This is a genomic window from Pseudorhizobium marinum (genome assembly GCF_000705355.1).
Classification (GTDB): Bacteria; Pseudomonadota; Alphaproteobacteria; order Rhizobiales; family Rhizobiaceae; genus Neorhizobium; species Neorhizobium pelagicum.
In genome coordinates this window covers 94,329-116,371 of record NZ_JMQK01000002.1, presented here as the reverse complement: position 1 = coordinate 116,371, position 22,043 = coordinate 94,329, and the positions used below count along the sequence as shown (strand labels likewise).

Annotated in this window: 20 protein-coding genes; 10 read left to right on the top strand and 10 right to left on the bottom strand. The window is 65.2% G+C overall.

Annotation, left to right across the window (positions count from 1 at the left end; translation table 11 throughout):
* Positions 1-130: 130 nt before the first annotated feature.
* Together EO99_RS0102710 and EO99_RS0102705 are read left to right on the top strand one after the other, a co-directional pair.
* A complete protein-coding gene (locus EO99_RS0102710) occupies positions 131-763 on the top strand; it encodes a YqgE/AlgH family protein (protein WP_051679687.1) in 633 nt (210 codons plus the stop codon).
* A gap of 92 nt (positions 764-855) precedes the next feature.
* Positions 856-1,047 (top strand): CsbD family protein, encoded by a 192-nt coding sequence (locus EO99_RS0102705; protein ID WP_029617107.1) that lies wholly within the window; start codon positions 856-858, stop codon positions 1,045-1,047.
* Between the two features lie 77 nt (positions 1,048-1,124).
* Here EO99_RS0102705 and EO99_RS0102700 read toward each other — a convergent pair whose 3' ends face one another.
* The 4 genes from EO99_RS0102700 to thrC form a co-directional block, all read right to left on the bottom strand.
* Positions 1,125-3,986 carry an EAL domain-containing protein gene (locus EO99_RS0102700; RefSeq protein WP_235776749.1) on the bottom strand — a complete coding sequence of 954 codons (2,862 nt, stop codon included), beginning with the start codon at positions 3,984-3,986 and terminating at the stop codon, positions 1,125-1,127.
* Positions 3,987-4,027: 41 nt separating this feature from the next.
* Positions 4,028-4,639, bottom strand: a complete 612-nt coding sequence (locus EO99_RS0102695; RefSeq protein WP_029617105.1) for a GNAT family N-acetyltransferase — start codon at positions 4,637-4,639, stop codon at positions 4,028-4,030.
* A 152-nt stretch (positions 4,640-4,791) separates the two neighbouring features.
* The gene (locus EO99_RS0102690; RefSeq protein ID WP_029617104.1) at positions 4,792-6,090 is read right to left on the bottom strand and encodes a M16 family metallopeptidase; all 1,299 of its coding nucleotides are present in this window, start codon (positions 6,088-6,090) and stop codon (positions 4,792-4,794) included.
* Positions 6,091-6,117: 27 nt separating this feature from the next.
* A complete protein-coding gene (thrC, locus tag EO99_RS0102685; protein WP_029617103.1) occupies positions 6,118-7,515 on the bottom strand; it encodes a threonine synthase in 1,398 nt (465 codons plus the stop codon).
* Between the two features lie 112 nt (positions 7,516-7,627).
* On the opposite strand from thrC, the gene EO99_RS0102680 reads away from it, so the two are divergent.
* On the top strand, positions 7,628-8,197 hold the full coding sequence (locus tag EO99_RS0102680; protein ID WP_051679678.1) for a hypothetical protein: 570 nt from the start codon (positions 7,628-7,630) through the stop codon (positions 8,195-8,197).
* Between the two features lie 22 nt (positions 8,198-8,219).
* Here EO99_RS0102680 and EO99_RS0102675 read toward each other — a convergent pair whose 3' ends face one another.
* Together EO99_RS0102675 and EO99_RS0102670 are read right to left on the bottom strand one after the other, a co-directional pair.
* Complete coding sequence (locus tag EO99_RS0102675) at positions 8,220-8,909, bottom strand: HAD family hydrolase (protein WP_029617101.1); 690 nt, start codon at positions 8,907-8,909, stop codon at positions 8,220-8,222.
* Between the two features lie 125 nt (positions 8,910-9,034).
* On the bottom strand, positions 9,035-9,736 hold the full coding sequence (locus EO99_RS0102670; RefSeq protein WP_029617100.1) for an ArsR/SmtB family transcription factor: 702 nt from the start codon (positions 9,734-9,736) through the stop codon (positions 9,035-9,037).
* A gap of 70 nt (positions 9,737-9,806) precedes the next feature.
* Here EO99_RS0102670 and EO99_RS0102665 point away from each other — a divergent pair, with 70 nt between their 5' ends.
* Positions 9,807-10,136: an NIPSNAP family protein gene (locus tag EO99_RS0102665; RefSeq protein ID WP_029617099.1), complete on the top strand. Its 330-nt coding sequence runs from the start codon at positions 9,807-9,809 to the stop codon at positions 10,134-10,136.
* Entirely contained in the window at positions 10,133-10,480 is a 348-nt protein-coding gene (locus EO99_RS0102660) for an antibiotic biosynthesis monooxygenase family protein (RefSeq protein ID WP_029617098.1), read from the top strand. Before EO99_RS0102665 ends, EO99_RS0102660 begins: the two co-directional genes overlap by 4 nt.
* 16 nt (positions 10,481-10,496) lie before the next feature.
* On the opposite strand, the gene EO99_RS0102655 is transcribed toward EO99_RS0102660, so the two are convergent.
* A complete protein-coding gene (locus EO99_RS0102655; protein ID WP_037110918.1) occupies positions 10,497-10,835 on the bottom strand; it encodes a HepT-like ribonuclease domain-containing protein in 339 nt (112 codons plus the stop codon).
* A complete protein-coding gene (locus EO99_RS0102650; protein WP_029617096.1) occupies positions 10,835-11,131 on the bottom strand; it encodes a nucleotidyltransferase family protein in 297 nt (98 codons plus the stop codon). The genes EO99_RS0102655 and EO99_RS0102650 overlap by 1 nt, the downstream gene beginning before the upstream one ends.
* Positions 11,132-11,278: 147 nt before the next feature.
* Between EO99_RS0102650 and EO99_RS0102645 the strand changes: the two genes are divergently transcribed.
* Positions 11,279-12,409 (top strand): site-specific DNA-methyltransferase, encoded by a 1,131-nt coding sequence (locus EO99_RS0102645; protein ID WP_029617095.1) that lies wholly within the window; start codon positions 11,279-11,281, stop codon positions 12,407-12,409.
* Positions 12,410-12,521: 112 nt separating this feature from the next.
* Here the strand turns inward: EO99_RS0102645 and EO99_RS0102640 are convergent, their stop codons facing one another.
* Together EO99_RS0102640 and mutY are read right to left on the bottom strand one after the other, a co-directional pair.
* Positions 12,522-13,136 carry an HAD family hydrolase gene (locus EO99_RS0102640; RefSeq protein ID WP_029617094.1) on the bottom strand — a complete coding sequence of 205 codons (615 nt, stop codon included), beginning with the start codon at positions 13,134-13,136 and terminating at the stop codon, positions 12,522-12,524.
* A gap of 12 nt (positions 13,137-13,148) precedes the next feature.
* Positions 13,149-14,213 (bottom strand): A/G-specific adenine glycosylase, encoded by a 1,065-nt coding sequence (gene mutY, locus EO99_RS0102635; protein WP_029617093.1) that lies wholly within the window; start codon positions 14,211-14,213, stop codon positions 13,149-13,151.
* Between the two features lie 155 nt (positions 14,214-14,368).
* Between mutY and EO99_RS0102630 the strand changes: the two genes are divergently transcribed.
* The 4 genes from EO99_RS0102630 (at position 14,369) to ppdK (ending at position 22,034) form a co-directional block, all read left to right on the top strand.
* A complete protein-coding gene (locus EO99_RS0102630) occupies positions 14,369-14,878 on the top strand; it encodes a DUF721 domain-containing protein (RefSeq protein WP_029617092.1) in 510 nt (169 codons plus the stop codon).
* A 132-nt stretch (positions 14,879-15,010) separates the two neighbouring features.
* Entirely contained in the window at positions 15,011-15,709 is a 699-nt protein-coding gene (locus EO99_RS0102625) for a DsbA family protein (RefSeq protein WP_029617091.1), read from the top strand.
* 63 nt (positions 15,710-15,772) lie between these two features.
* Entirely contained in the window at positions 15,773-19,234 is a 3,462-nt protein-coding gene (locus tag EO99_RS0102620) for a chromosome segregation SMC family protein (protein WP_029617090.1), read from the top strand.
* Positions 19,235-19,358: 124 nt separating this feature from the next.
* Positions 19,359-22,034: a pyruvate, phosphate dikinase gene (gene ppdK, locus EO99_RS0102615; protein WP_029617089.1), complete on the top strand. Its 2,676-nt coding sequence runs from the start codon at positions 19,359-19,361 to the stop codon at positions 22,032-22,034.
* The last annotated feature ends 9 nt before the right edge of the window (positions 22,035-22,043 follow it).

Sequence of the window (22,043 nt, the reverse complement as noted above, 5' to 3'; positions counted from 1 at the left end):
TGCTCTATCGGAAGTCTGTCGCACGAACCAGCCATCAGGCGGTGCCGGCTGATCATTTTAGGTTGATTGCCGGAGTGCCTTGCCCCATCTTTCAGTTATCACCAGCCTGGGGCGTGTGCACCGCATCGCCATGACCCGGGAAAAAACGGAGGCGGAAGTCGTGGTAGCTTCTCTACTGGACAAGAGCGAGCGGAGCTTTATGGACGGTCAGTTCCTGATCGCCATGCCAGGCCTGCAGGAAGGCACCTTCGTACGCACCGTGATCTACGTCTGCGCGCATTCGCCGGCCGGCGCCATGGGCTTCATCATCAACCGCCATCAACCCGTTTCCTTCCTCGATGTGCTGGAGCATCTCGACATACTCGGCGGCGAGGACCTCACGAAGTTGTCGAGCGAGGTGCGGCAGCTCCCGGTACTGATGGGCGGGCCGGTGGAATCGGGGCGCGGCTTCGTGCTCCATTCCGACGATTACGTTGGGGAATCCAGCATTCCGGTGACGGACGAGGTCTCCCTGACAGCAACCCTGGACATCATCCGGGCGATCAGCAAGGGCAATGGGCCGAAGCGTGCAACCATGATGCTCGGTTACGCCGGCTGGGGCCCGGGCCAGCTTGAAACCGAGATCGCCAGCAATGGCTGGCTGACCTGTCCCTCCGCCGACGAACTGATTTTCGACCCTTCGGTCGACACCAAGTATGAGCGTGCGCTGGCGCTCCTCGGCATCTCGCCAGCCGCCCTGTCGAGCGAAGCCGGACACGCTTGATCCGCCGCTGCGGCGCGTCGGAACGATGTTTGCGGCCCCGCGTTCTTCTTCCCAACGAGCCATTCCCGGCCGTATCAAGAAGGAGACCTGACATGGGTAGCACTGGCGACAAGATCGAAGGCAAGGCAAACGAACTGGCCGGCAAGGCGCGTCAGGCTGCCGGTGATGCGACCGACAACCACGAGATGGAAGCCAAGGGCGCCGCTCAGGAAGCCAAGGGCCATGGCCAGCAGGCCAAGGGTGAGGTCAAGGACGGCGTCAAGAAGATCGTCGACAAGGCTTGATCTGATTGCCTGAATGAAAAAGCCCGCTCCGGTTGCCGGAGCGGGCTTTTCTGCGTCTGCGGGCTGGAGGTGCTGCGTCAGGCGCGCTTGGTCAGTGGGAACCTTTCCTTCAGCAGCCGAAGCGTCGCCTCGCCGGTGGTCGGCGGGCCGAACAGGAAGCTCTGGCCGAACTGGCAGCCCATCTTCGCCAGCTCCGCCGCGTCCTCGTCGGTCTCGATGCCTTCGGCGACGACGTCCATCTCCAGCGAGCGGGCCATGCTGATTACGGAGCGCAGCAAGACGGCGCGCCGGTCCTGCACATCCTTCACCAGGGCCTTGTCCAGCTTGATCGTGTCGAACGGGAACTGCGTCAGATAGGCCAGCGAGGAATAGCCGGTCCCGAAGTCGTCAAGGGCAAGCCCGAGGCCGATCTCCTTGAGCTTGGTCAGCACTAGGCGGGCCTGCTCGGGGTTTTCCATCATCAGCGACTCGGTCAGCTCGAGCTTGAGCTGGCCAGGATCGCATTCGCTCTTCGCCAGAAGTGCGCGCACGTCGTTGTAGAGATTGTTGTTGAGCAGCTGTGCGCTGGACAGGTTGACCGACAGGAAGATCGGCAGAGCGCCGGTCTGTCGCTGCCAGTCGATCAGGTCGGCCGCGGCGCGCTCCAGGGCAAAGAGGCCCAGCGGTCCGATGAGGTCGGAGGCTTCGGCGATCGGGATGAAGTCCGACGGCGGTATGCTGCCGCGCCGCGGGTGCTCCCAGCGCATCAGCGCCTCGAAGCCCGCGATCTCGCCGTTATCGAGGCGGATGATCGGCTGGTAGGCGAGAGACAGTTCCTTGCGGTCGATGGCGCGTCGCAGGTCGGTTTCGATCTGCAGGCGGTCCGTGCCGGAGGTGCGGAAGATCGGCCGGAACGGCTCGACGCGATTTCCGCCACCGCGCTTGGCGCGGTACATGGCAAGCTCGGCGTCGCTCAGCAGTTCCGTCGAGTTCTCCTGGCGGTCGACCCAGGACGCCAGCCCGATCGAGGCGGTGAGGATGATCTCGCGGTTGGCGAAATTGATCGGCACCATGATCGCCTGCGACACAGCATCGGCGAAGTCCGCCACCTTGGCAGGATCCGGTTCGGAGACGAGGATCAGCCCGAACTGGTCTCCCGACAGCCGTGCCAGCGTATCCTGCGGCCGCAGCAGGCGCCGCAGCCTGCGGGTCAGCGCGATCAGGATGTTGTCGCCGGCGGCGATGCCAAGCGCGTCGTTCACCTGCTTGTAGCGGTCGATGTCGATCGCCAGCACGGTCGGGCGCACGTTGGGATTTGTCGAGGCGAGCGTCAGCACGGACTGCAGGCGGTCGAGGAAGACCTGCCGGTTGGGAAGCCCGGTCAGATTGTCGTGCATGGCATCCTGCAGCAGCCGCTCCACCGAGTTCTTCTGTTCGGTGATGTCGACGATCGTCCCGACGCAGCGGATGATTTCGCCGTTCGAGCCGAGCACGGGCCGGGCGCGGATCTGCAGCCAATGGAAATGGCCGTCTTCTGCCCTGATGCGGAATTCGTGGCTGAGCCGCCCGCGCCGATGCTCGAGCAGAACGTCGAGGGTCGCCTTGAACCGGTCGCGGTCGTCGGGGTGCAGCCGGGGCAGCCAGTTGCGGACCGGGCCGTGCATCGTGCCGGCCGACAGGCCGAGCTTGCCGGACAGGTCAGGCGTCGTCACCACCCGGTCGCGGGCGACGTCCCAGTCCCAGACGGTGTCGCCGGAGCCGGTGAGCGCCAGCGACTGGCGTTCGAGGTCCGAAAACAGGCCCTGCTGGTAGGCGCCGCCGGCAAAGGCGTGCTGCATGACGGTAAAGCCGATCAAGAGCACGATCAGCACCAGGCCGCCGCCGAGCGCCGGCTGGATGATGTCGTTGTCGAGCTGCCCCGTCACGGTCAGCCAGCCGCCGAACAGCCAGACGAGGATCAGTGCCCAGGTCGGCACCAGCAGGATCGCCCGGTCGTAGCGGCTCAGACCCAGGTAGAAGATCAGCAGGATGCCGCAGGTTGCGGTGAGCGCGAAGGAAAGCCTGGCGATCCCCGAGGCGATCGACGGATCGTAGATGGCGACGCCGAAGAGGAGGCCGAGCCCGAGCACCCACGCGAGCGTCGCGTATCCGAGATGCACGTGCCATCGGTTCAGGTTGAGATAGGTGAAGAGGAAGATCACCAGGCTGGAGGCGAGCGCCACCTCCGCGCCGGCCCGCCAGATACGCTGGTCGCTGGCGGTGATGCTGATCAGCTTGTCGAGGAAGCCGAAGTCGACGCAGATATAGGCGAGAACCGCCCAGGCGAGCGCTGCCGCGGCCGGCAGCATCGAGGTCCCCTTCACCACGAAGAGGATCGTCAGGAACACCGCCAGGAGGCCGGCGATCCCGAGCACGATGCCGCGATAGAGGGTGAAGGCGTTGACGGTGTCCTTGTAGGCGGCCGGCTCCCAAAGGTAGAGCTGCGGCAGGGTCGGTGTCGAAAGCTCGGCGACGAAGGTGATGACGGAACCGGGGTTGAGCGTGATGCGGAAGACGTCGGCATCCGGGCTCTGCTCCCGGTCGAGCGCGAAACCCTCGCTCGGCGTGATCGCGATGATCCGCTGCGAGCCGAGGTCGGGCCAGAAGATCTTCGATCCCGCCAGTCGGAAATGCGGCGCGACGATCACCCGCTCGAGCTGTTCCTCCGAGACGTTGGCAAGCGAGAAGACGGCCCAGTCGCCATTGTGATCGGGAGAGCTGGCACGCACTTCGATGCGGCGGCGGATGCCGTCCGCACCGGCGGCCGTGGATACCTGGAAGGCTTCCCCCTGGTTGGTGTGGATGTCCGTCATCGCCGTCAGATCGAGGGCGGTGTCGTCACGCGAGATCTTCACCGGCTCTGACGACAGCGCCGCAGGGACCTGGCCGAGCAATCCTGCCGCCAGTGTGATCATCAGCATCATCACCCAGCGGAGACCCGCCATGTTTCTGTAGCGGGCGGTCATGGCCTCATCATCTTCCCGAATTCACCATCTTCCGGCAGTCGCGAGAACATCACGTGATCCCGCCACTCGCCGTTGATCTTGAGATACTGTCGCAAAAGACCTTCCCGCTCGAATCCGGTTTTTTCCAATAACCGGACACTCTTCCAGTTTTCCGGGATACAGGCTGCTTCGATCCGGTGCAACTGAAGTTGGCCGTAGATGTAGGGGATGGCAATTTTAAGGGCGGATTCCATGTGTCCCTGGCCCGCATGGCGCTCGCCCATCCAGTAGCCGATCATGCAGCTCTGCGCCGCGCCGCGCCGGATATAGCCGATGGTCAGCCCCCCGAGCAGCGTCATGCCTGGCCGCTCGAACAACAGGAGAGGCACGGAGTGTCCGGCCCGGTGTTCGTCGACGCCGCGATCGACCCTGGCACGGAAGGAGGACGCCGTCAGCTCGTCGTCGCGCCACCGCGGTTCCCACGGCTGCAGGAAGCCACGGCTTTCGGAGCGGAGGCTGTGCCACTGGCCGTAGTCGCCATGGCGGGCGAGACGCAGGAGGTGGGCATCGCCATAAAGAAGCGGGCCTTCCGGCTGCCGTGACAAAAACCGAAACATCGATCTCGTCATGTCCCACTCCAGAAGCTCATCGGGCCGCGGACGCTCCCGGTTGACGTGAAGTGCCGAAAACTCCGACACTGGAGGCAGTCCCCGGACGGGGCTGCGGGACGGCTGCCGGCTGGCTGCCTCGTGGATAGTGTTCCGGACAGCCAGCAGGATCCCTAGCCGGCGGCCCGCTGCTTCTTGGTCGCCTGAAGGGTGAGCGCTGCGGACAGTTCCTCCATCGGCGGAAGCTTCTCGATCGGACCGACGGCCGAGAGCGTTGGAACAGTGTCGAAGAACAGCCGGCCGGACAGGTCCGTCAGGCGCTCGGAGGTGATGCCCTCGAGCCGCTCCATCAGTTCATTGTTCGGAATCGGGCGCCCGTAGAGGATCATCTGCCGGGCGATCTGGCCCGCCCGTGCGGCGGGGCTTTCCTGGCCCATCAGCAGCTGGGCGCGGATCTGCGCCCGGGCCCGGTCGATTTCCTGGGTGTGGATGGTTTCCGACGCCTTGCGCAGTTCCTCGATGATCACCGGAACGAGGCTTGGAATATCTTCGCCGCCGGTCGCGGCATGGATGCCGAAGATGCCGGTATCGGAGAAGCCCCAGTGGAAGGCGTAGACGGAATAGCAAAGGCCGCGGTGCTCGCGCACCTCCTGGAACAGCCGCGAGGACATGCCGCCGCCCAGCACATTGGCGAGGATCTGCGAACAGTAAAAGTCCCGCATGTGGTAGGCCTTGCCCTCGAAGCCGAGCAGGATCTGTGCGTCCATGAGATCGCGCACTTCGCGCGTCTCGCCGCCGAGATAACGGGCCGCCTCCAGAACGGGAGGCGCGCTCGGCGTTTGCGGCAGCGTCGCGAAGCGCTCCTCCACCTGCTTGCAGAAGACGTCGTGATCGACGGCGCCGGCAGCCACGACGAACATCCGGTCGGTGGTGTAATTGCGCGACAGATAGTTGCGGATCTGCCCGGACGCGAAGCTTTGCACTCTTTCGGGCGTGCCGAGGATCGGCCGGCCGATCGTCTGGCCGAGATAGGCGACCTCGGAGAACTTGTCGAAGACGACGTCGTCGGGCGTATCGTTCGCCGCGCCGATCTCCTGCAGGATCACATGCTTCTCGCGTCGCAGCTCTTCCTCGTCGAAGAGCGATTCCGTTAGGATGTCGGCGAGAAGATCGACCGCCAGCGGAACATGGTCCTTCAGCACGCGGGCATAATAGGAGGTCGTTTCGGTCGAGGTTGCGGCATTCAGTTCGCCGCCGACGTTCTCGATTTCTTCGGCGATGTCGCGGGCGCTGCGCCGCGCCGTTCCCTTGAAGGCCATGTGCTCGAGGAGGTGGGCAATGCCATGCTCCTCTTCCGTCTCGTTACGCGATCCGGATTTGATCCACACTCCGAGGGCAACGCTCTCCAGATGGGGCATGGCCTCGGTTACGACCGTCAACCCGGAAGAAAGCCGAGTCATTTGCACATTCATTGCTTGTCTTTCTGGCACCGCCGCCACTCACTTGCCTGCTCGGGCGTGTCCGCCGATGAAGTTTTCGACGTCCTTCAGCTCTGCAGGCAGGATGTCGAAGTGCTCCTCCCTGGTCATGAGATCGGCGAGCCATGATGGAAGCGCCGGGTCAATTCCGCAAGCGGATTTTACCGGCGCCGGGAATTTGGCCGGATGGGCCGTCGAAAGCGTCACCATCGGGCTGTTGCTCCGGGCGTGCTTCCTGGCAACGAAGACGCCCGTCGCCGTATGCGGGTCGATGAGGTAGCCGGTCTCGGCCAGCGTCTCCCGGATCGTCTCGGCCACCTGCTTCTCCGTGGCCCGGGCAGCCCGGAACTCCTTGCGGATCGCCTTCAGCGCCTCCGGCTGGATTTCGAATGCTCCGGATTGCCGAAGGCTCGCCATGGCCGAGCGCACGGCGGCGGGATCACGCCCATAGGCCTCAAACAGCAGCCGCTCGAAGTTCGAGGAGATCTGGATGTCCATCGAGGGCGAGGTCGTCGCCTTGACGCCGCGCATCTCGTAGCGCCCGGTCTTCAGTGTCCGGGCAAGGATGTCGTTGTCGTTGGTGGCGATCACCAGCCGGTCGATCGGCAGGCCCATGCGCTTGGCCACATAGCCGGCGAAGATGTCGCCGAAATTGCCGGTCGGCACCGTGAAGGACACCTTCCGGTCCGGACCGCCGAGCGCAACGGCTGCCGTGAAGAAGTAGACGACCTGCGCCATGATCCGACCCCAGTTGATGGAGTTGACGCCGGAAAGCTGCACGCGGTCGCGAAAGGCGACATCGTTGAACATCTCCTTCACCAGGTGCTGACAATCGTCGAAATTCCCCTCGATCGCCAACGCATGGACATTGGCCTCGGTCGACGTGGTCATCTGGCGCTGCTGCACCGGCGAGACCTTGCCCTTGGGGAAAAGGATGAAGATATCGGTCCGATTGCCGCCGGCAAACGCGTCGATCGCTGCGCCGCCGGTATCGCCGGAGGTGGCGCCGACGATGGTGGCACGCTCGCCGCGCTCCGCCAGCACATAGTCCATCAACCGGGCCAGCAACTGCATGGCGACATCCTTGAATGCCAGCGTCGTGCCATGGAAGAGTTCGAGCACGAAATCGTTCGGTCCCGTCTGCACCAGCGGTGCGACTGCCGGATGCCGGAAGGTCGCATAGGCGTCGTCGATCATCGACCGCAGCTTCTCGGCCGGAATTTCGTCGCCGGTGAAGTGGCTCAGGATCGTGAAGGCGACCTCCTGGTAGGTCTTGCCACGCAGGTCGCGGATCTGCCGCTTGGTCAGCACCGGCCACTCGCGCGGCACGTAGAGCCCTCCGTCGCGGGCAAGTCCGGCCAGCAAGGCGTCACGGAAGCCGAGTGCGGGAGCCTCTCCACGGGTAGAAATGTATTCCACGACCTTGAATCCCTAATCGATTTTTGTTTGCGCCGCTGATATAGACCATGAAAATCCACGGCGAAAGGCCGGAAGAACTCATCTTCCGTACGCCGCAGGTGGACAGGATAAGATGTTGAGAAGGGTGAGTTCAGTGTTTGGCACGGTAACGCGCAGGCTTTTGTCGGTTTCTCTCCTGGCCCTGGTTGCCGGTTGCAACTCCTCTTCGCCCACCTCGGGGCTGACCTCTGCAGCGCCAGGCGCACAGGCCGAGACGGCGATGCCCGTCGTACAGGCCTTCTGCCCGCCGGTGGTGATGCGCGAGGAGACGGCGGTCTACCAGACCTATGCACGCGGCGGCCAGGACGACCCGGAGAAGCTGATCTACCAGGCCTCGCTGGCCGACGCGACGCGCCAGTGCACCGCCAATGAAACCACGATCACCATCAACGTCGTGGCCCAGGGCCGTGTCGTTGCGGGTCCTGCGGTGACCGCCGGCCAGATCACCCTGCCGGTGCTGGTGGAAGTCGTCGATGGCGACAACGTCATCTACTCGCAGAAGGTGAGCTTCCCGGTCGAAATGCCGGCCGCCGGTACGCAGTTCATCTTCAGCAAGCCGGATGTGCAGATCCCCAATGCGCAGGGGGGCGCCTCGCGCTTCACTCGCGTCCGACTCGGCTTCGACATTCCCGCGAAAAGATAACGCGCCGCGAAGGCGCCTGCCGTCAGACCGCGTCGGCCCACTCGCCGAGCGCCGCAACCACCGCAGGCAGATCCGTCATGCGCGCGATCACCGTTTCGGCGCCGGCCTCCGTCAGGCGGTCGGCGTGGCTCGGGTAGGTATGCGAGGCGCCGGTAAAGCCGACGACGCGCATGCCCGCCGCAGCGGCTCCGTGGATGCCGTGGACCGAATCCTCGATCACCAGCACCTTCTGCGGCGAGACGTCGAACTGCTTGGCCGCATGCAGGAAGATATCCGGCTTCGGCTTGACGCGGTCCGGCCCGAGATCCTTCGCAGAAAAGATGTGCGGCTCGAAATACGGCTTCAGCCCGACCTTCTCCAGCATCATGTCCAGCCGGTGCATGCTGGAATTGGAGCAGATGCAGCGCTGCGTCGACAGGCGCGCCAGCGCGAATTTGACGCCCTCGATGATCTTCACGTCGCGGGCAAGCCGCGCGTCGAGCAGCTTTTCCGACTTGTCGATCAGCGAGGCCGAGAGCGGAATATCGGCTTCCTTCTCCACCTGCAGCAGGATGTTGCGCCAGGTCATGCCCGCAAAGCGCTCGCCCATTTCCTCGGTGCTGATCGGATAGCCGGCTTCCGTCAGCAGGCGTGATTCCACCTGTGCCGCGATGATTTCGGAATCGACGAGCACGCCGTCGCAATCGAAGATGATGAGGTCGAAGCCGTTCATGGAAATGCCTTTTCGAAGCTGAGGCGGGTCTTTTATACGATGGGGTCCCGATGCTCAACTCTCGCGCCGGCAGGGCAGGGAAGAGCGCAGCGGGAGGCTCGGAGGGTTTTGGCCGGCTGCCGGCCTCAGGCGTCGGGGCCGATCGGTCCCGCGGGAAAGAGCGACAGGAACATCCGCTCTCCCTCGGGCTTGAACAGCACCGCGCGGCTGTCGCCGCTGCGCCGTGCCCAGCCCTCCGCCAGAAAATGCGCCAGCAATGCCTTGCCGACCACGCCCGCCAGATGCGAGCGCCGCTCGCTCCAGTCGAGGCAGGACTTGCAGAGCGGCCGCCGGGAGGAGGTCGGCGCGTTCAGGGTGATGCCGACCTCGGAAAGCCGTCGCTTGCCCTCGGGCGTCAGGCTCAGTTCCGTGCCGTCGGCGCGGATCGCGCCGCTGGCGATCAGGCTGTCGAGCATCCGGACGCCATAGTCGCCGGCGAGGTGATCGTAGCAGACGCGCGCCTTGCGCAGCGCCGGATCCTTGGGTCCCGGCCGGTGGCGCAGATGGCCCCGGCTGGCGGCAAACCCCATGATCGCCTCCAGCAGTGCGCCTGTCTGCGCGTCCGCCAGCGCAAAATAGCGGTGCCGTCCCTGCTTGCGCTGCGAGATCAGCCCGCCGTCCTCGAGCTTCGAGAGGTGCGAACTGGTCGTCTGCAGGGTCACCCCGGCCGCCTGCGCCAGCTCCGTCGCCGTCAGCGCCTGACCGCCCATCAGCGCCGTCAGCATGTTGGCGCGGGCGGGATCGCCGATCAGCGTTCCGATGCGGGCAATGTCTGGACCTTCTTTCATGGTTCGATCGTAGCCGAAGCATTCCCGCCGATCAACAGGCTATCGTGGCAGGACATCAAAGGAGACGACCATGATCACCTGCTTCATCCGCTATGAGATCGACCCCTTTCGCAAGGACGCCTTCGCGGCCTATGCCCGCACCTGGGGTGAGGCGATCCCGCGCTGCGGCGCCGGTCTGATCGGCTACTTCGGCCCGCACGAAGGCTCCGCGACGACCGCCTACGGCGTCTACAACATAGAAAGCCTCGCCGCCTACGAAGCCTATCGGGCACGGCTTGCCGCCGACCCGCTTGGCCGCGAGAACTACGAGTTCGCGCAGCGGGAGCGCTTCATCCTGAAGGAGGATCGCATCTTCCTGAAGAACCTGTCCCTGCCGCACGGCCCGCAGGTGAAGCCATGATCGCCGTCATCTTCGAAGTCCTGCCCTACATGGGGGAGCGGCACCGATACCTGGATCTCGCCGGTGACCTGCGCGCCGAACTGGAGAAGGTCGATGGCTTCATCTCCATCGAGCGCTTCGAAAGCCTGACTCTGCGCGGCAAGCTCCTCTCGCTCTCCTTCTGGCGCGACGAGGAGGCGGTCCGCCAGTGGCGCACCCTGGAGGTGCACCGGGCGGCGCAGCAGGCCGGCCGCAACGGCATCTTCGCCGACTACCGCCTGCGCATCGGCCACGTCGTGCGCGACTACGGCATGTTCGAACGCGCCGAGGCGCCGGAGGACAGCAAGGCAGTGCATGCGGCGTGATCAGGGATGCTCCGCGCTACAGCCTCGTCTTCATTGAAAGAATTGCGAACCGCAGGATTGGCAGGTCATGGATGACGACATCCCAGATCACATCGTTTACGATGCGATGATACTGGTGTCGCAGGATGTTACCCATGCCGCGTATCGAGGGCCATGGAACTTCCGGAGCCTGCTCCAGGAGCTCAGACGGTATGTGCCTACTGGCTTCCGATACGATTTCGATCGCCCGCTGTATGGCAAGTTGCAGCATGTAGTCGTTGTCGAAATCGACGCGGCCCTTTCCGACCAGCGATCGATCGATCACCGCAATCATGTCCAGGATGTCGTCAAGAAACAGTTCGATATCGCGTGCCATCAGAAGATCCGGATCGCAGAGTTTTCGATCCTGTCTTTCAGTCGAGCGTGCAAGCTGTTTCGCGTCGTCAGGTCCACCTCGGTATCAAGTTCCTCCTCGAGGAAGAGCTTGATACCGGTCAGGTCGACAAGTGAGAACTTCTTCGCCGGGTCATAATCGATAAACAGATCCAGATCGCTCGAGGCGCTTGCCTCGTCGCGGGCCACCGATCCGAAGAGATAAAGCGACGTGGCGCCGAGCGCCCGGATGGCGTCGGCCTGTGCCGTCAGCTTCTCGATCGCCTCTCTTTTCCTCATGCGCTGATTTTACAGCAGTCGCGGTCTGGTGGCCATAGCGCCAAATATTCCCGAAATCCGACGCCACCTTCAGGCTTTGGTAACCAACATAGGTAACCATAACAGTCAGTAAAAACAGTCCCGAGTAAGCGTAAGAGCGAGTATCCCATGGCAGCAGTCCTTCCGATTGCCGATCTGCGTCAGCAGGCTCGGCCATCCACCTGGCTCAATACCATCATCAAGGGCGATTGCGTCGCCGCACTCGAGGCGCTGCCCGACCAGTCGGTCGATGCGATCTTTGCCGATCCTCCGTACAACCTGCAGCTCGGCGGTGCGCTTCACCGTCCGGATCAGTCGCTGGTCGATGCGGTCGACGACGAATGGGACCAGTTCGCCTCCTTCGAGGTCTATGACGCCTTTACCCGCGCCTGGCTGCTCGCCTGCCGCCGCGTGCTGAAGCCGAACGGCACCATCTGGGTGATCGGCTCCTACCACAACATCTTCCGCGTCGGCGCCATGCTGCAGGACCTGAACTTCTGGCTCCTGAACGACATCGTCTGGCGCAAGACCAACCCGATGCCCAACTTCAAGGGCCGCCGGTTCCAGAACGCTCACGAGACGATGATCTGGGCCAGCCGCGATGCCAAGGCGAAGTCCTATACCTTCAACTACGATGCGCTGAAGGCCTCCAACGACGACGTCCAGATGCGCTCCGACTGGCTGTTTCCGATCTGCTCCGGCGGCGAACGCCTGAAGGGCGAGGACGGCAAGAAGGTGCATCCGACCCAGAAGCCCGAGGCGCTGCTCGCCCGCGTCATCATGGCCTCCACCAAGCCCGGCGACGTCATCCTCGATCCCTTCTTCGGCACCGGCACCACCGGCGCCGTCGCCAAGCGTCTGGGCCGCAACTTCGTCGGCATCGAGCGCGAGCAGGACTACATCGATGCCGCCACCGCCCGCATTGCAGCCGTCGAGCCGCTCGGCAAGGCGGAACTGACGGTGATGACCGGCAAGAAGGCCGAGCCCCGTGTCGCCTTCAACACGCTGGTCGAAAGCGGCCTGGTCAAGCCCGGTCAGGTGCTGACGGACGCCAAGCGTCGCTGGAGCGCCATCATCCGCGCCGACGGCACGCTGGCTGCCGGCGGCGATGCGGGCTCCATCCATCGCCTCGGTGCAAAGGTCCAGGGGCTCGACGCCTGCAACGGCTGGACCTTCTGGCACTTCGACGACGGCAAGGCGCTCCGCCCGATCGACGACCTGCGGGCCGTCATCCGCAGCAATCTCGGCAATCTCGGCTGACGATCCACCGGCCGCGAGCAGATATTCGCCTTCCGGTTTTTGTACCTCCAGTCCCGGAAGGGAATAAAATGACGCCCGGAGGAGGTTGACCTCCGGGCGTCATGTCTTGTCGTCAGGCGGCGATCCCGAAGGAGGCAAGGTCCGTCTTCAGTTTCGCCGCATCGGTGAAATGCACCGCCTGCCAGCCGGCGGCCCTGGCTCCCTCGACGTTGGCAAGAGAGTCGTCGATGAAGAGCGTCGACTGCGGTTCCAGGCCGAAATCCCGCGCATGCTTTTCGTAGATCTCGCGGTCCGGCTTGATCAGCGCGATCTCGCCCGAGACCGTGACGCCGCGCGGCTTGTTGAGGAACGGATACATTTCGCGGGCGTGGCGGAAGGTGTCGGCCGCGAAATTCGTCAGCATCGTCACGTCCCGGCCTTCCTCGATCAGCCCTTCCATGATCTTGACGCTGTCCTCATAGGCATAGGGCACCATCTCCGGCCAGTATTTGCGGAAGGCGCGGATCTGCTCCTCGCGCTCCGGAAACGTCCCGATCAGCAGGGCCTCGGCCTCGCTCCACGAGCGGCCGCGGTCCTGCTCCAGGTTCCATTCATGGGTGCAGACGTTGGCGAAGAACCAGGCGCGCTCCTCCGCGTCGGGAATGACCCGGCTGAAGGGGAGGTTGGGGTCGTAGTGGATCAGCACCTTGCCGATGTCGAAGACGATATGTTTGATCGGGCCTGCCATCTGGGTTCCTTGCTAGCTTGGGTGTGGTTCGAAGGCGCGTGGAATAGCCTGCGCGATTACCTTTTTCATGACGGTCGGCAGCGCCTGCGCATGAAGATTGGTCACCGGCTCCCACCAGCCCGGATCCGGAAGTCCCACCTCGGCAGTCACTGCGCGAAATACGCTGAGGCGGAGCTCGAAATGGGTAAAGACGTGGACGATGGTGCCGCAGCTTTCCCACCCGGCGGGGAAGGGCGCATGCTCGATCGTCTGGCCGCCGTCGAGCCGTGCGGTCCAGGCGGTGGTCGGCACTTCCGTCATGCCGCCCAGCAGCCCGCTCTCCACGCGCCGCCGCAGCAGGATGGCGCCCTCCGGATTGACCGCGACGAAGGCTGCACCGAACCGCACCGGCTTCTCCTTCTTCGCGGCCTTCACCGGAAAACGTTCCGGATCGTGCTCGGCAAGAGCCAGGCAGCGATCGTTGAGAGGACAGAGGGCACAGGCCGGACGCTTCGGCGTGCAGATCGTCGCGCCGAGATCCATCATCGCCTGCGCAAAGTCGCCGGGCCGATCCTGGGGCGTCAGCTCCGCCACGTGCCGCTTCATCTCCGGCTTCGAACCGGGCAGGGGCGCGTCGATTGCGTAGAGCCGCGAGATCACCCGCTCGACATTGCCGTCCATCACCGCCGAGGGCCGGTTGAAGGCGATGGCGGCAACCGCAGCAGAGGTATAGTCGCCGATGCCCGGCAGGCGGCGCAAACCCGCCTCGGTGTCCGGGAAGACGCCGCCATGCTCGCTGGCGACGGCCTCGGCGCATTTCTTCAGGTTGCGGGCGCGGGCATAGTAGCCAAGCCCCGCCCAGGCCGCCATGACGTATTCGGTGGGCGCCGCCGCGAGATCGGCGACCGTCGGCCAGAGCCCCAGGAATTTGGCGAAATAGGGCTTCACTGCCTGCACGGTCGTCTGCTGCAGCATCACCTCGGAAAGCCAGATGTGATAAGGGTCCGGCCGCAGCCCCTGTGCGGAAGCCTTGGGCGGCACACGCCAAGGCAGTTCGCGATGGTGCCGGTCGTACCATGCGAGAAGTGTCCGGTTCATGGCCTGAAGATCGTTCACGCGCGCTGGAAAAGCCTGTGCTTCTGTTCTAAAGGCTCTCTATCGCCGAGATGCCTTGGAGCGTCAACGATAGAGCCGGCCTCAGTCCCATCCAGAGAACTGCCTTAGCCGCACAGACCTTATGACGGAGATCGAGCATGGCCCGTGATGCAAAGCCGTTTCGCCCCCGGCGCGAGATGCAGATCGCCGAATTGGCCAACGGCATCATCGATCCGGTGCTGGCGCGCCGCGCCGGCATTTCCACGGCGCTCCTCGGCTCCTGGGACGAGATCGCCGGCGAGCAGTTTGCCGATTGCAGCCGCCCGGAGAAGATCGCCTGGCCGCGCCGGGATGCCTCCGACGAGGCGGGAGGTTATCGGCCGGGTGTCCTGACGATCGCCTGCGAGGGCGCGCAGGCGCTCTTCCTGACCCATGCCCAGGGCGAGCTGATCGCCCGCATCAACGCCTTCTTCGGCTTTCCGGCCGTCCATCAGATCCGCATCGTCCAGAAGCCCGTCTCCCAGACGGCGAAGCATCGTCCCCGGCCGCAGCCGTTGAAGGGCGAGGCGGCAAGACGCCTGGACGGGATGATGGAGGGGATCGAAGGCGATGCACTGAAAAAGGCGGTTGCCCGTCTCGGCACCGCCGTCCTGCAGAAGAAGCGCTGATCCCGTACAGCTGCCGTTCAGCTGGCGCGTGTCACAAAGCTTTGAAGGATTTAACTCTTCGCCACCTTGTTCCTGTCTTGAGGGCACGATACGGAATGGCGACCTTTATTTGCACTCTAAGGCAGGTGTCCGATGACGATGACCGAAACCACCATCACCCGGCGCGCACTCATGGGCGGCGTCGCAGCGGCAGCCCTGGTGCTGGCGTTGCCCCTCTCGGCGACCGAAGCCTTCGCCCAGGAAATGCCCGAGTCGCAGGGCGAAGTGGATATGACCGAGGCTCTGAAGCTCGGCCCGCTGCCGGAAATGGCGATCGGCGAGGAGAACGCCCCGGTTCAGATTATCGAGTACATGTCGATGACCTGCCCGCATTGCGCGACCTTCCACAACACGACCTTCGACGAGATCAAGACGAAGTACGTCGACACCGGCAAGGTCCGCTTCATCATCCGCGAGTTCCCCTTCGATCCGCGCGCGGCGGCCGCCTTCATGCTCGCCCGTTGCAACCCGTCGAACCCGCAGGAAGCGAGCACGCCGGAGCAGTATTTCCCGATGGTCTCGATGCTGATGAAGCAGCAGAACACCTGGGCGGCGGCGGAAGACGGCCGTGCGGCACTCCTGCAAATGTCCAAACTGGCCGGTTTCTCACAGGAGACTTTCCAGGCCTGCTTGACGAACCAGCAACTTCTCGATGATGTGAACGCAACGATGAAGCGTGGTGCCGATGAATTCGGCGTCAATTCGACGCCGACCTTCCTCATCAACGGCGAACGCTATGCGGGGGCCATGTCTGTTGAAAGCATGTCGGCTCTTATCGACAGCTTGCTCTGAGACCGTTCATGATCTGACCGGCGGCGGCACCCCTGTGTCCGCCGCCCGCCCTTGGTGCGCCGCATGAAGTTCAACAAGCTGCGCGTCCTCGGTTTCAAGTCCTTCGTCGAACCGACCGAGTTCATCATCGAGCGCGGCCTGACCGGCGTCGTCGGCCCCAACGGCTGCGGCAAGTCGAACCTCGTCGAGGCGCTGCGCTGGGTGATGGGGGAAAACTCCTACAAGAACATGCGCGCGTCCGGCATGGACGACGTGATCTTTTCCGGCTCCGGAAACCGGCCGGCCCGCAACACCGCCGAAGTTGCCCTCTTCCTCGACAATTCGGATCGCACGGCGCCTGCCGCCTTCAACGATTCCGACGAGATCCAGGTGTCGCGCCGCATCGAGCGCGAGAACGGCTCCGTCTATCGAATCAATGGCAAGGAAGCCCGCGCCAAGGATGTCCAGCTCCTGTTTGCCGACGCTTCCACGGGCGCCCGCTCGCCCTCGATGGTCGGGCAGGGGCGCATCGGCGAGCTCATCAACGCCAAGCCGCAGGCGCGCCGGCAGTTGCTGGAAGAGGCCGCCGGCATTTCCGGCCTGCATTCGCGCCGTCACGAGGCCGAACTGCGGCTGCGCGGCGCCGAAGGCAATCTCGAACGGCTGGAGGACATCACCGCCCAGCTCGAAAGCCAGATCGAGAGCCTGAAGCGGCAGGCGCGACAGGCCAACCGCTTCAAGATGCTGTCGGCCGACATTCGCGCCCGCGACGCCATGCTGCTCCACATCCGCTGGGCGCAGGCGAGTGAAGCCGAGCTCGAGGCGGAAACGGCGCTTAACCAGGCCACCATGGTCGTCGCCGAAAAGGCGCAAGGACAGATGGAGGCGGCAAAAGCGCAGGCGATTGCCAGCCTGAAGCTGCCGGAACTGCGCGAGGAGGAGGCGAGGGCGGGCGCCGCCCTGCAGCGCATCCAGATCGCCCGCACTCAACTCGACGAGGAGGCGGGCCGCCTCCTGAAACGTCGCGACGAACTGTCCCGCCGGCTCCTGCAGCTGGCCGAAGACATCCGCCGCGAAGAACAACTCGCCGCCGACAATGCCGGCTTCCTCGCCAAGCTCGACGAGGAAGAGCAGGAGATCAACGACATTTTGGCCGATCCCGGCGCAGAAGCCGAGGAGGTGCGGGAAGCCTTCGAGGCCGCAGCGGCAGCGCTGGCGGAGAGCGAGCGGCTGTTTGCCGCCGTCACCGCCGAACGCGCGGAGGCGGCCGCCTCCCGCACCCAGCTGGAGCGGCAAATCCGCGACCTCGCTGAGCGCCGCCAGCGGCTCGACCGGCAGATGCAGGATGCTGAAGCGGAACTGGAAGCGATATCGGAACGGCTGTCGGCGCTCGACGACCCGGCCGAACGCCGTGAAGTGGTCGACGCGGCGGAATATGCCGTTGAGGAAGCCGCCGCCGCGGCCGAAGACGTCGAGGGCGCCCTGGCCGGCGCGCGATCCGCAGAGGTCGAAGCCAGGCGGCCCGTCGATGCGGCCCGGTCGCAGTTGAATGGCCTTGAGACCGAGGCGCGCACGATCTCCCGCATGCTGGCGGCCGGTGAAGTGTCCGGCGGTTTTCCGGCGGTCGCGGAAGCGATCCGGGTCGATCGCGGCTACGAGGCCGCCCTTGGCGCCGCGCTGGGTGACGACCTGGAGAGTTCCACCGACCCGGCAGCACCCGCCTTCTGGACCGTCAATGGCGACGCCTCGGCCGACCCCGCGCTTCCAGGCGGCTGCGAGCCGCTGCTGTCTCGGGCCTCCGCGCCGCCGGAACTGACGCGCCGTCTGGCGCAGATCGGCGTGGTCGCCGCAGAAGATGCCGCCCGCCTGATGGCGGAGCTCAAGCCCGGCCAGCGGCTGGTGACGCCGGAGGGGGCGGTCTATCGCTGGGACGGGCATGTCGCGGGGTCCGAAGCGCCCGGTGCGGCAGCCCTCAGGCTTTCCCAGAAGAACCGCCTCTCGGAACTGGAGACCGAGCTGGACGAGGCAAGGATCATCCTCTCCGACGCCGAGGCGGCTCTCTCCGACGCCGCGGGGCGCATTGCTGCCGAGGAAGCGCGTCTTGCCGATGCCCGCGACCGCAGCCGCATCGCCACCCGCCAGCTTGCCGAAGCGCGCGAGGCGCTGGCTGCGGCCGAGCGCGCCGCCGGCGATCTGCTGCGCCGCCGCGACGTGGTGACGGAGGCCGCCAGTCAGGTCCGGTCGCAGATCGAGGACGTTCACCTTCAGGAGGAGAACGCCCGCATCGAACTCGAAGACGCGCCCGACCTCTCCGGCATCGATCAGCGCCTGCGCGACCAGCAACTGGCGGTGGCGACGGACCGCAGTGTGCTGGCGGAGGCCCGCGCCCGTTACGAAGGCCTCAGCCGCGAGACCGAAGCCCGTCGCCGCCGCCTGGCCGCCATCGCCCAGGAGCGCTCTGCGTGGCAGGCGCGTGCGGAGAGCGCCGAGAACCATGTCGCGACGCTGCGCGACCGCGAGCAGGAGGCCCGCGAGGAGATCGCCGATCTGGAGGCGGCGCCGGAAGAATTCGACGAGAAGCGCCGCAGCCTGCTGTCGGAATTGCAGAAGGCGGAGGAGACGCGCCGCACCGCCGCCGATCGCCTCGTCGAAGCCGAGACCCGCCAGCGCGACGCCGACCGCGTCGCCACCACGGCGCTCGCCGAACTGGCGGAAGCCCGCGAAAAGCGCGGCCGCGCGGAGGAGCGCCTGGTGTCATCGGCGGAGCGGCGCCACGAGGCTGAACTGCGCATTCAGGAGACGCTGAGCGTCGCCCCGCATGAGGTTCTGCGGCTGGCCGGTGTCGCTCCCGGTGCGGCGCTTCCCGATGTCCGCGACATCGAGCGCGAGGTCGACCGGCTGAAGATGGAGCGCGAGCGTCTCGGCGCCGTCAACCTGCGTGCGGAGGAGGAGCAGAAGGAGCTTTCCGACAAGCTCGACGCGCTGATCCGCGAGCGCGACGACGTGATCGATGCGATCCGCAAGCTGCGCGGCGCGATCCAGAGCCTCAACCGCGAGGGCCGTGAACGCCTGCTCGCGGCCTTCGAGGTGGTCAACGCGGAGTTCCAGCGCCTCTTCACCCACCTGTTCAACGGCGGCACGGCCGAGCTGCAGCTGATCGAAAGCGATGACCCGCTGGAAGCCGGCCTCGAGATCCTCGCCCGCCCGCCGGGCAAGAAGCCGCAGACGATGACGCTGCTTTCCGGCGGCGAGCAGGCGCTGACCGCCATGGCGCTGATCTTTGCCGTCTTCCTCACCAATCCCGCGCCGATCTGCGTCCTCGACGAGGTCGATGCGCCGCTCGACGACCACAATGTCGAGCGCTACTGCAACCTGATGGACGAGATGGCGGCCTCCACCGAGACCCGTTTCGTGATCATCACCCACAACCCCATCACCATGGCCCGCATGAGCCGCCTGTTCGGCGTCACCATGGCCGAACAGGGCGTCAGCCAGCTGGTCTCTGTCGACCTGCAGACGGCCGAACTGCTGCGCGAGGCAAGCTGAGCGCCACCGGCGCCTCGCGTCATTTGTTGCATTGCAACATAATCCCGCCGCCCTACGTTTCCAAACTGACATAAAGTCTGTATTCGTAGCAAAAAGCATGCTGCGATGGGTGGAGAGCAGTCGAATGAAGAAGTGGGCCTACCGCTTCGGTGGCGGAACGGCGGAGGGAAGCGTTGCCGATGTCGCCCTTCTGGGCGGCAAGGGAGCGAATCTGGCCGAGATGGCAAGCCTTGGCTTGCCGGTACCGCCGGGCCTGACCATTCCCGCCGACGCCTGCTCCTGGTACTTCGAGAATGGCCGCTGCCTGCCCGAGGACCTGAAGGCCCAGGTGCTCGAGGGCATCGCCGCCATGGAGGTCGAAACCGGCCGCAGTTTCGGCGGCAGCGCCAAGCCGCTTCTCCTGTCGATCCGTTCCGGCGCGCGCGCCTCCATGCCCGGCATGATGGATACGGTGCTCAACCTCGGCCTCAACGACGAGACGGTCCAAGCGCTCGGCCATGATGCCAGCGACGCGCGCTTTGCCTGGGACAGCTACCGGCGCTTCATCCAGATGTACGGCGACGTCGTCATGGGCATCGACCACGAGGTCTTCGAGGAGATCCTTGAGGACGAGAAGGCGCGCCACGGCCACGACTACGACACCGATCTTTCGGCGGTCCAGTGGCAGCATGTGGTCGCGCTCTACAAGAAGATGATCGAGGAGGAGTTCGGCGAGACCTTCCCGCAGGATCCGCACGTGCAGCTCTGGGGCGCCATCGCCGCCGTCTTCGCCAGCTGGATGAACCCGCGCGCCGCCACCTACCGCATGCTCCACCGCATTCCCGAAGCCTGGGGAACGGCCGTCAACGTCCAGGCCATGGTGTTCGGCAACCACGGATCCTCCTCGGCCACCGGCGTCGCCTTCACCCGCAACCCCTCGACGGGGGAGAAGGCGCTCTACGGCGAATTCCTGGTCAACGCCCAGGGCGAGGACGTCGTTGCGGGCATCCGCACGCCGCAGTCGCTGACGGAAGAGGGCCGGCAGGCATCCGGCTCGGAAAAGCCGTCGATGGAAAAGCTGATGCCGGAGACATTTCGCGAGTTCGTGGCGATCTGCGAGCGTCTGGAGACCCACTACTGCGACATGCAGGACGTCGAGTTCACCGTCGAGCGCGGCAAGCTCTGGATGCTGCAGACGCGCTCCGGCAAGCGCACCACGCGCGCCGCCATGAAGATCGCGGTCGACATGGTCGCTGAAGGGTTGATCGGCGAGGAGGAGGCGGTGGCCCGCATCGAGCCGTCCTCGCTCGACCAACTGCTGCATCCGACCATCGATCCGCGTGTCGAACGCACCGTCATCGGCTCGGGCCTGCCCGCATCTCCAGGGGCGGCCGTCGGCGAAATCGTCTTTACCCCCGAAGAGGCGGTGGCGGCGGAGGCGGGCGGTCGCAAGGTCATTTTGGTGCGCGTCGAGACCAGTCCGGAAGACATCCACGGGATGCATGCCGCCGAAGCGATCCTCACGACGCGCGGCGGCATGACCAGCCATGCGGCCGTGGTGGCCCGCGGCATGGGTATTCCCTGCGTCGTCGGCGCCGGCACCATGCGCGTCGACCTGCGCAACGAACAGCTGATCTGCCCCGGCGGCATCGTCCTGAAGAAGGGCGACATCATCACCGTCGATGGCTCCTCCGGCCATGTCCTGAAGGGCGCCATTGCCATGGTTCAGCCGGAACTGTCGGGCGATTTCGCCCGGCTGATGGACTGGGCCGACAAGGCCCGCCGTATGCGCGTGCGCACCAATGCCGATACGCCGCAGGACGCCCGCGCCGGGCGCTCCTTCGGCGCCGAGGGCATCGGCCTCTGCCGCACCGAACACATGTTCTTCGAGGGTGACCGCATCCATGTGATGCGCGAGATGATCCTCGCCGAGGACGAGGCCGGTCGGCGCGCCGCCCTCGTGAAGCTCCTGCCGATGCAGCGATCCGACTTCGTCGAGCTGTTTTCGATCATGCACGGCCTGCCCGTGACCATCCGCCTGCTCGATCCGCCGCTCCACGAGTTCCTTCCGAAGTCGGACGAGGAGATCGACGAGGTCGCAAGGGGCATGGACATGGAGCCGGGCCTTCTGCGCCGCCGGGTCGAGGCGCTGCACGAGTTCAACCCGATGCTCGGCCATCGCGGCTGCCGGCTTGCCATCTCCTATCCGGAGATCGCGGAAATGCAGGCGCGCGCCATCTTCGAGGCGGCCGTCGAAGCCGGCCGGGAGACGGGCGAGCCGGTGACGCTCGAAATCCTGGTGCCGCTCGTCGCCCTGCGCGCCGAACTCGACTACGTCAAGGCCTGCATCGACGGCGTCGCCGCCGAGGTTGTCCGCGAGACGGGGGTGGAGATCGCCTATCTGGCCGGCACCATGATCGAACTGCCGCGGGCAGCACTCAGAGCCCATGTGATCGCCGAGACCGCCGAATTCTTCTCCTTCGGCACCAACGACCTGACGCAGACCACCTTCGGCATCTCCCGTGACGATGCGGCCTCCTTCATCCCGACCTATCAGCGCAAGGGCATCATCGACCAGGATCCCTTCGTGTCGCTCGATTTCGATGGGGTCGGCGAGCTGATCCGTCTGGCATCCGATCGCGGCCGCCAGACGCGCCCCGACCTGAAGCTCGGCATCTGTGGCGAACATGGCGGCGACCCGGCCTCCATCACCTTCTGCGAGGACGCCGGTCTCGACTACGTCTCCTGCTCGCCCTTCCGCGTGCCGATCGCGCGGCTCGCGGCGGCCCAGGCGGCGATCGCAGGCCGTCGGGCCAAGTGACCGCAGCCG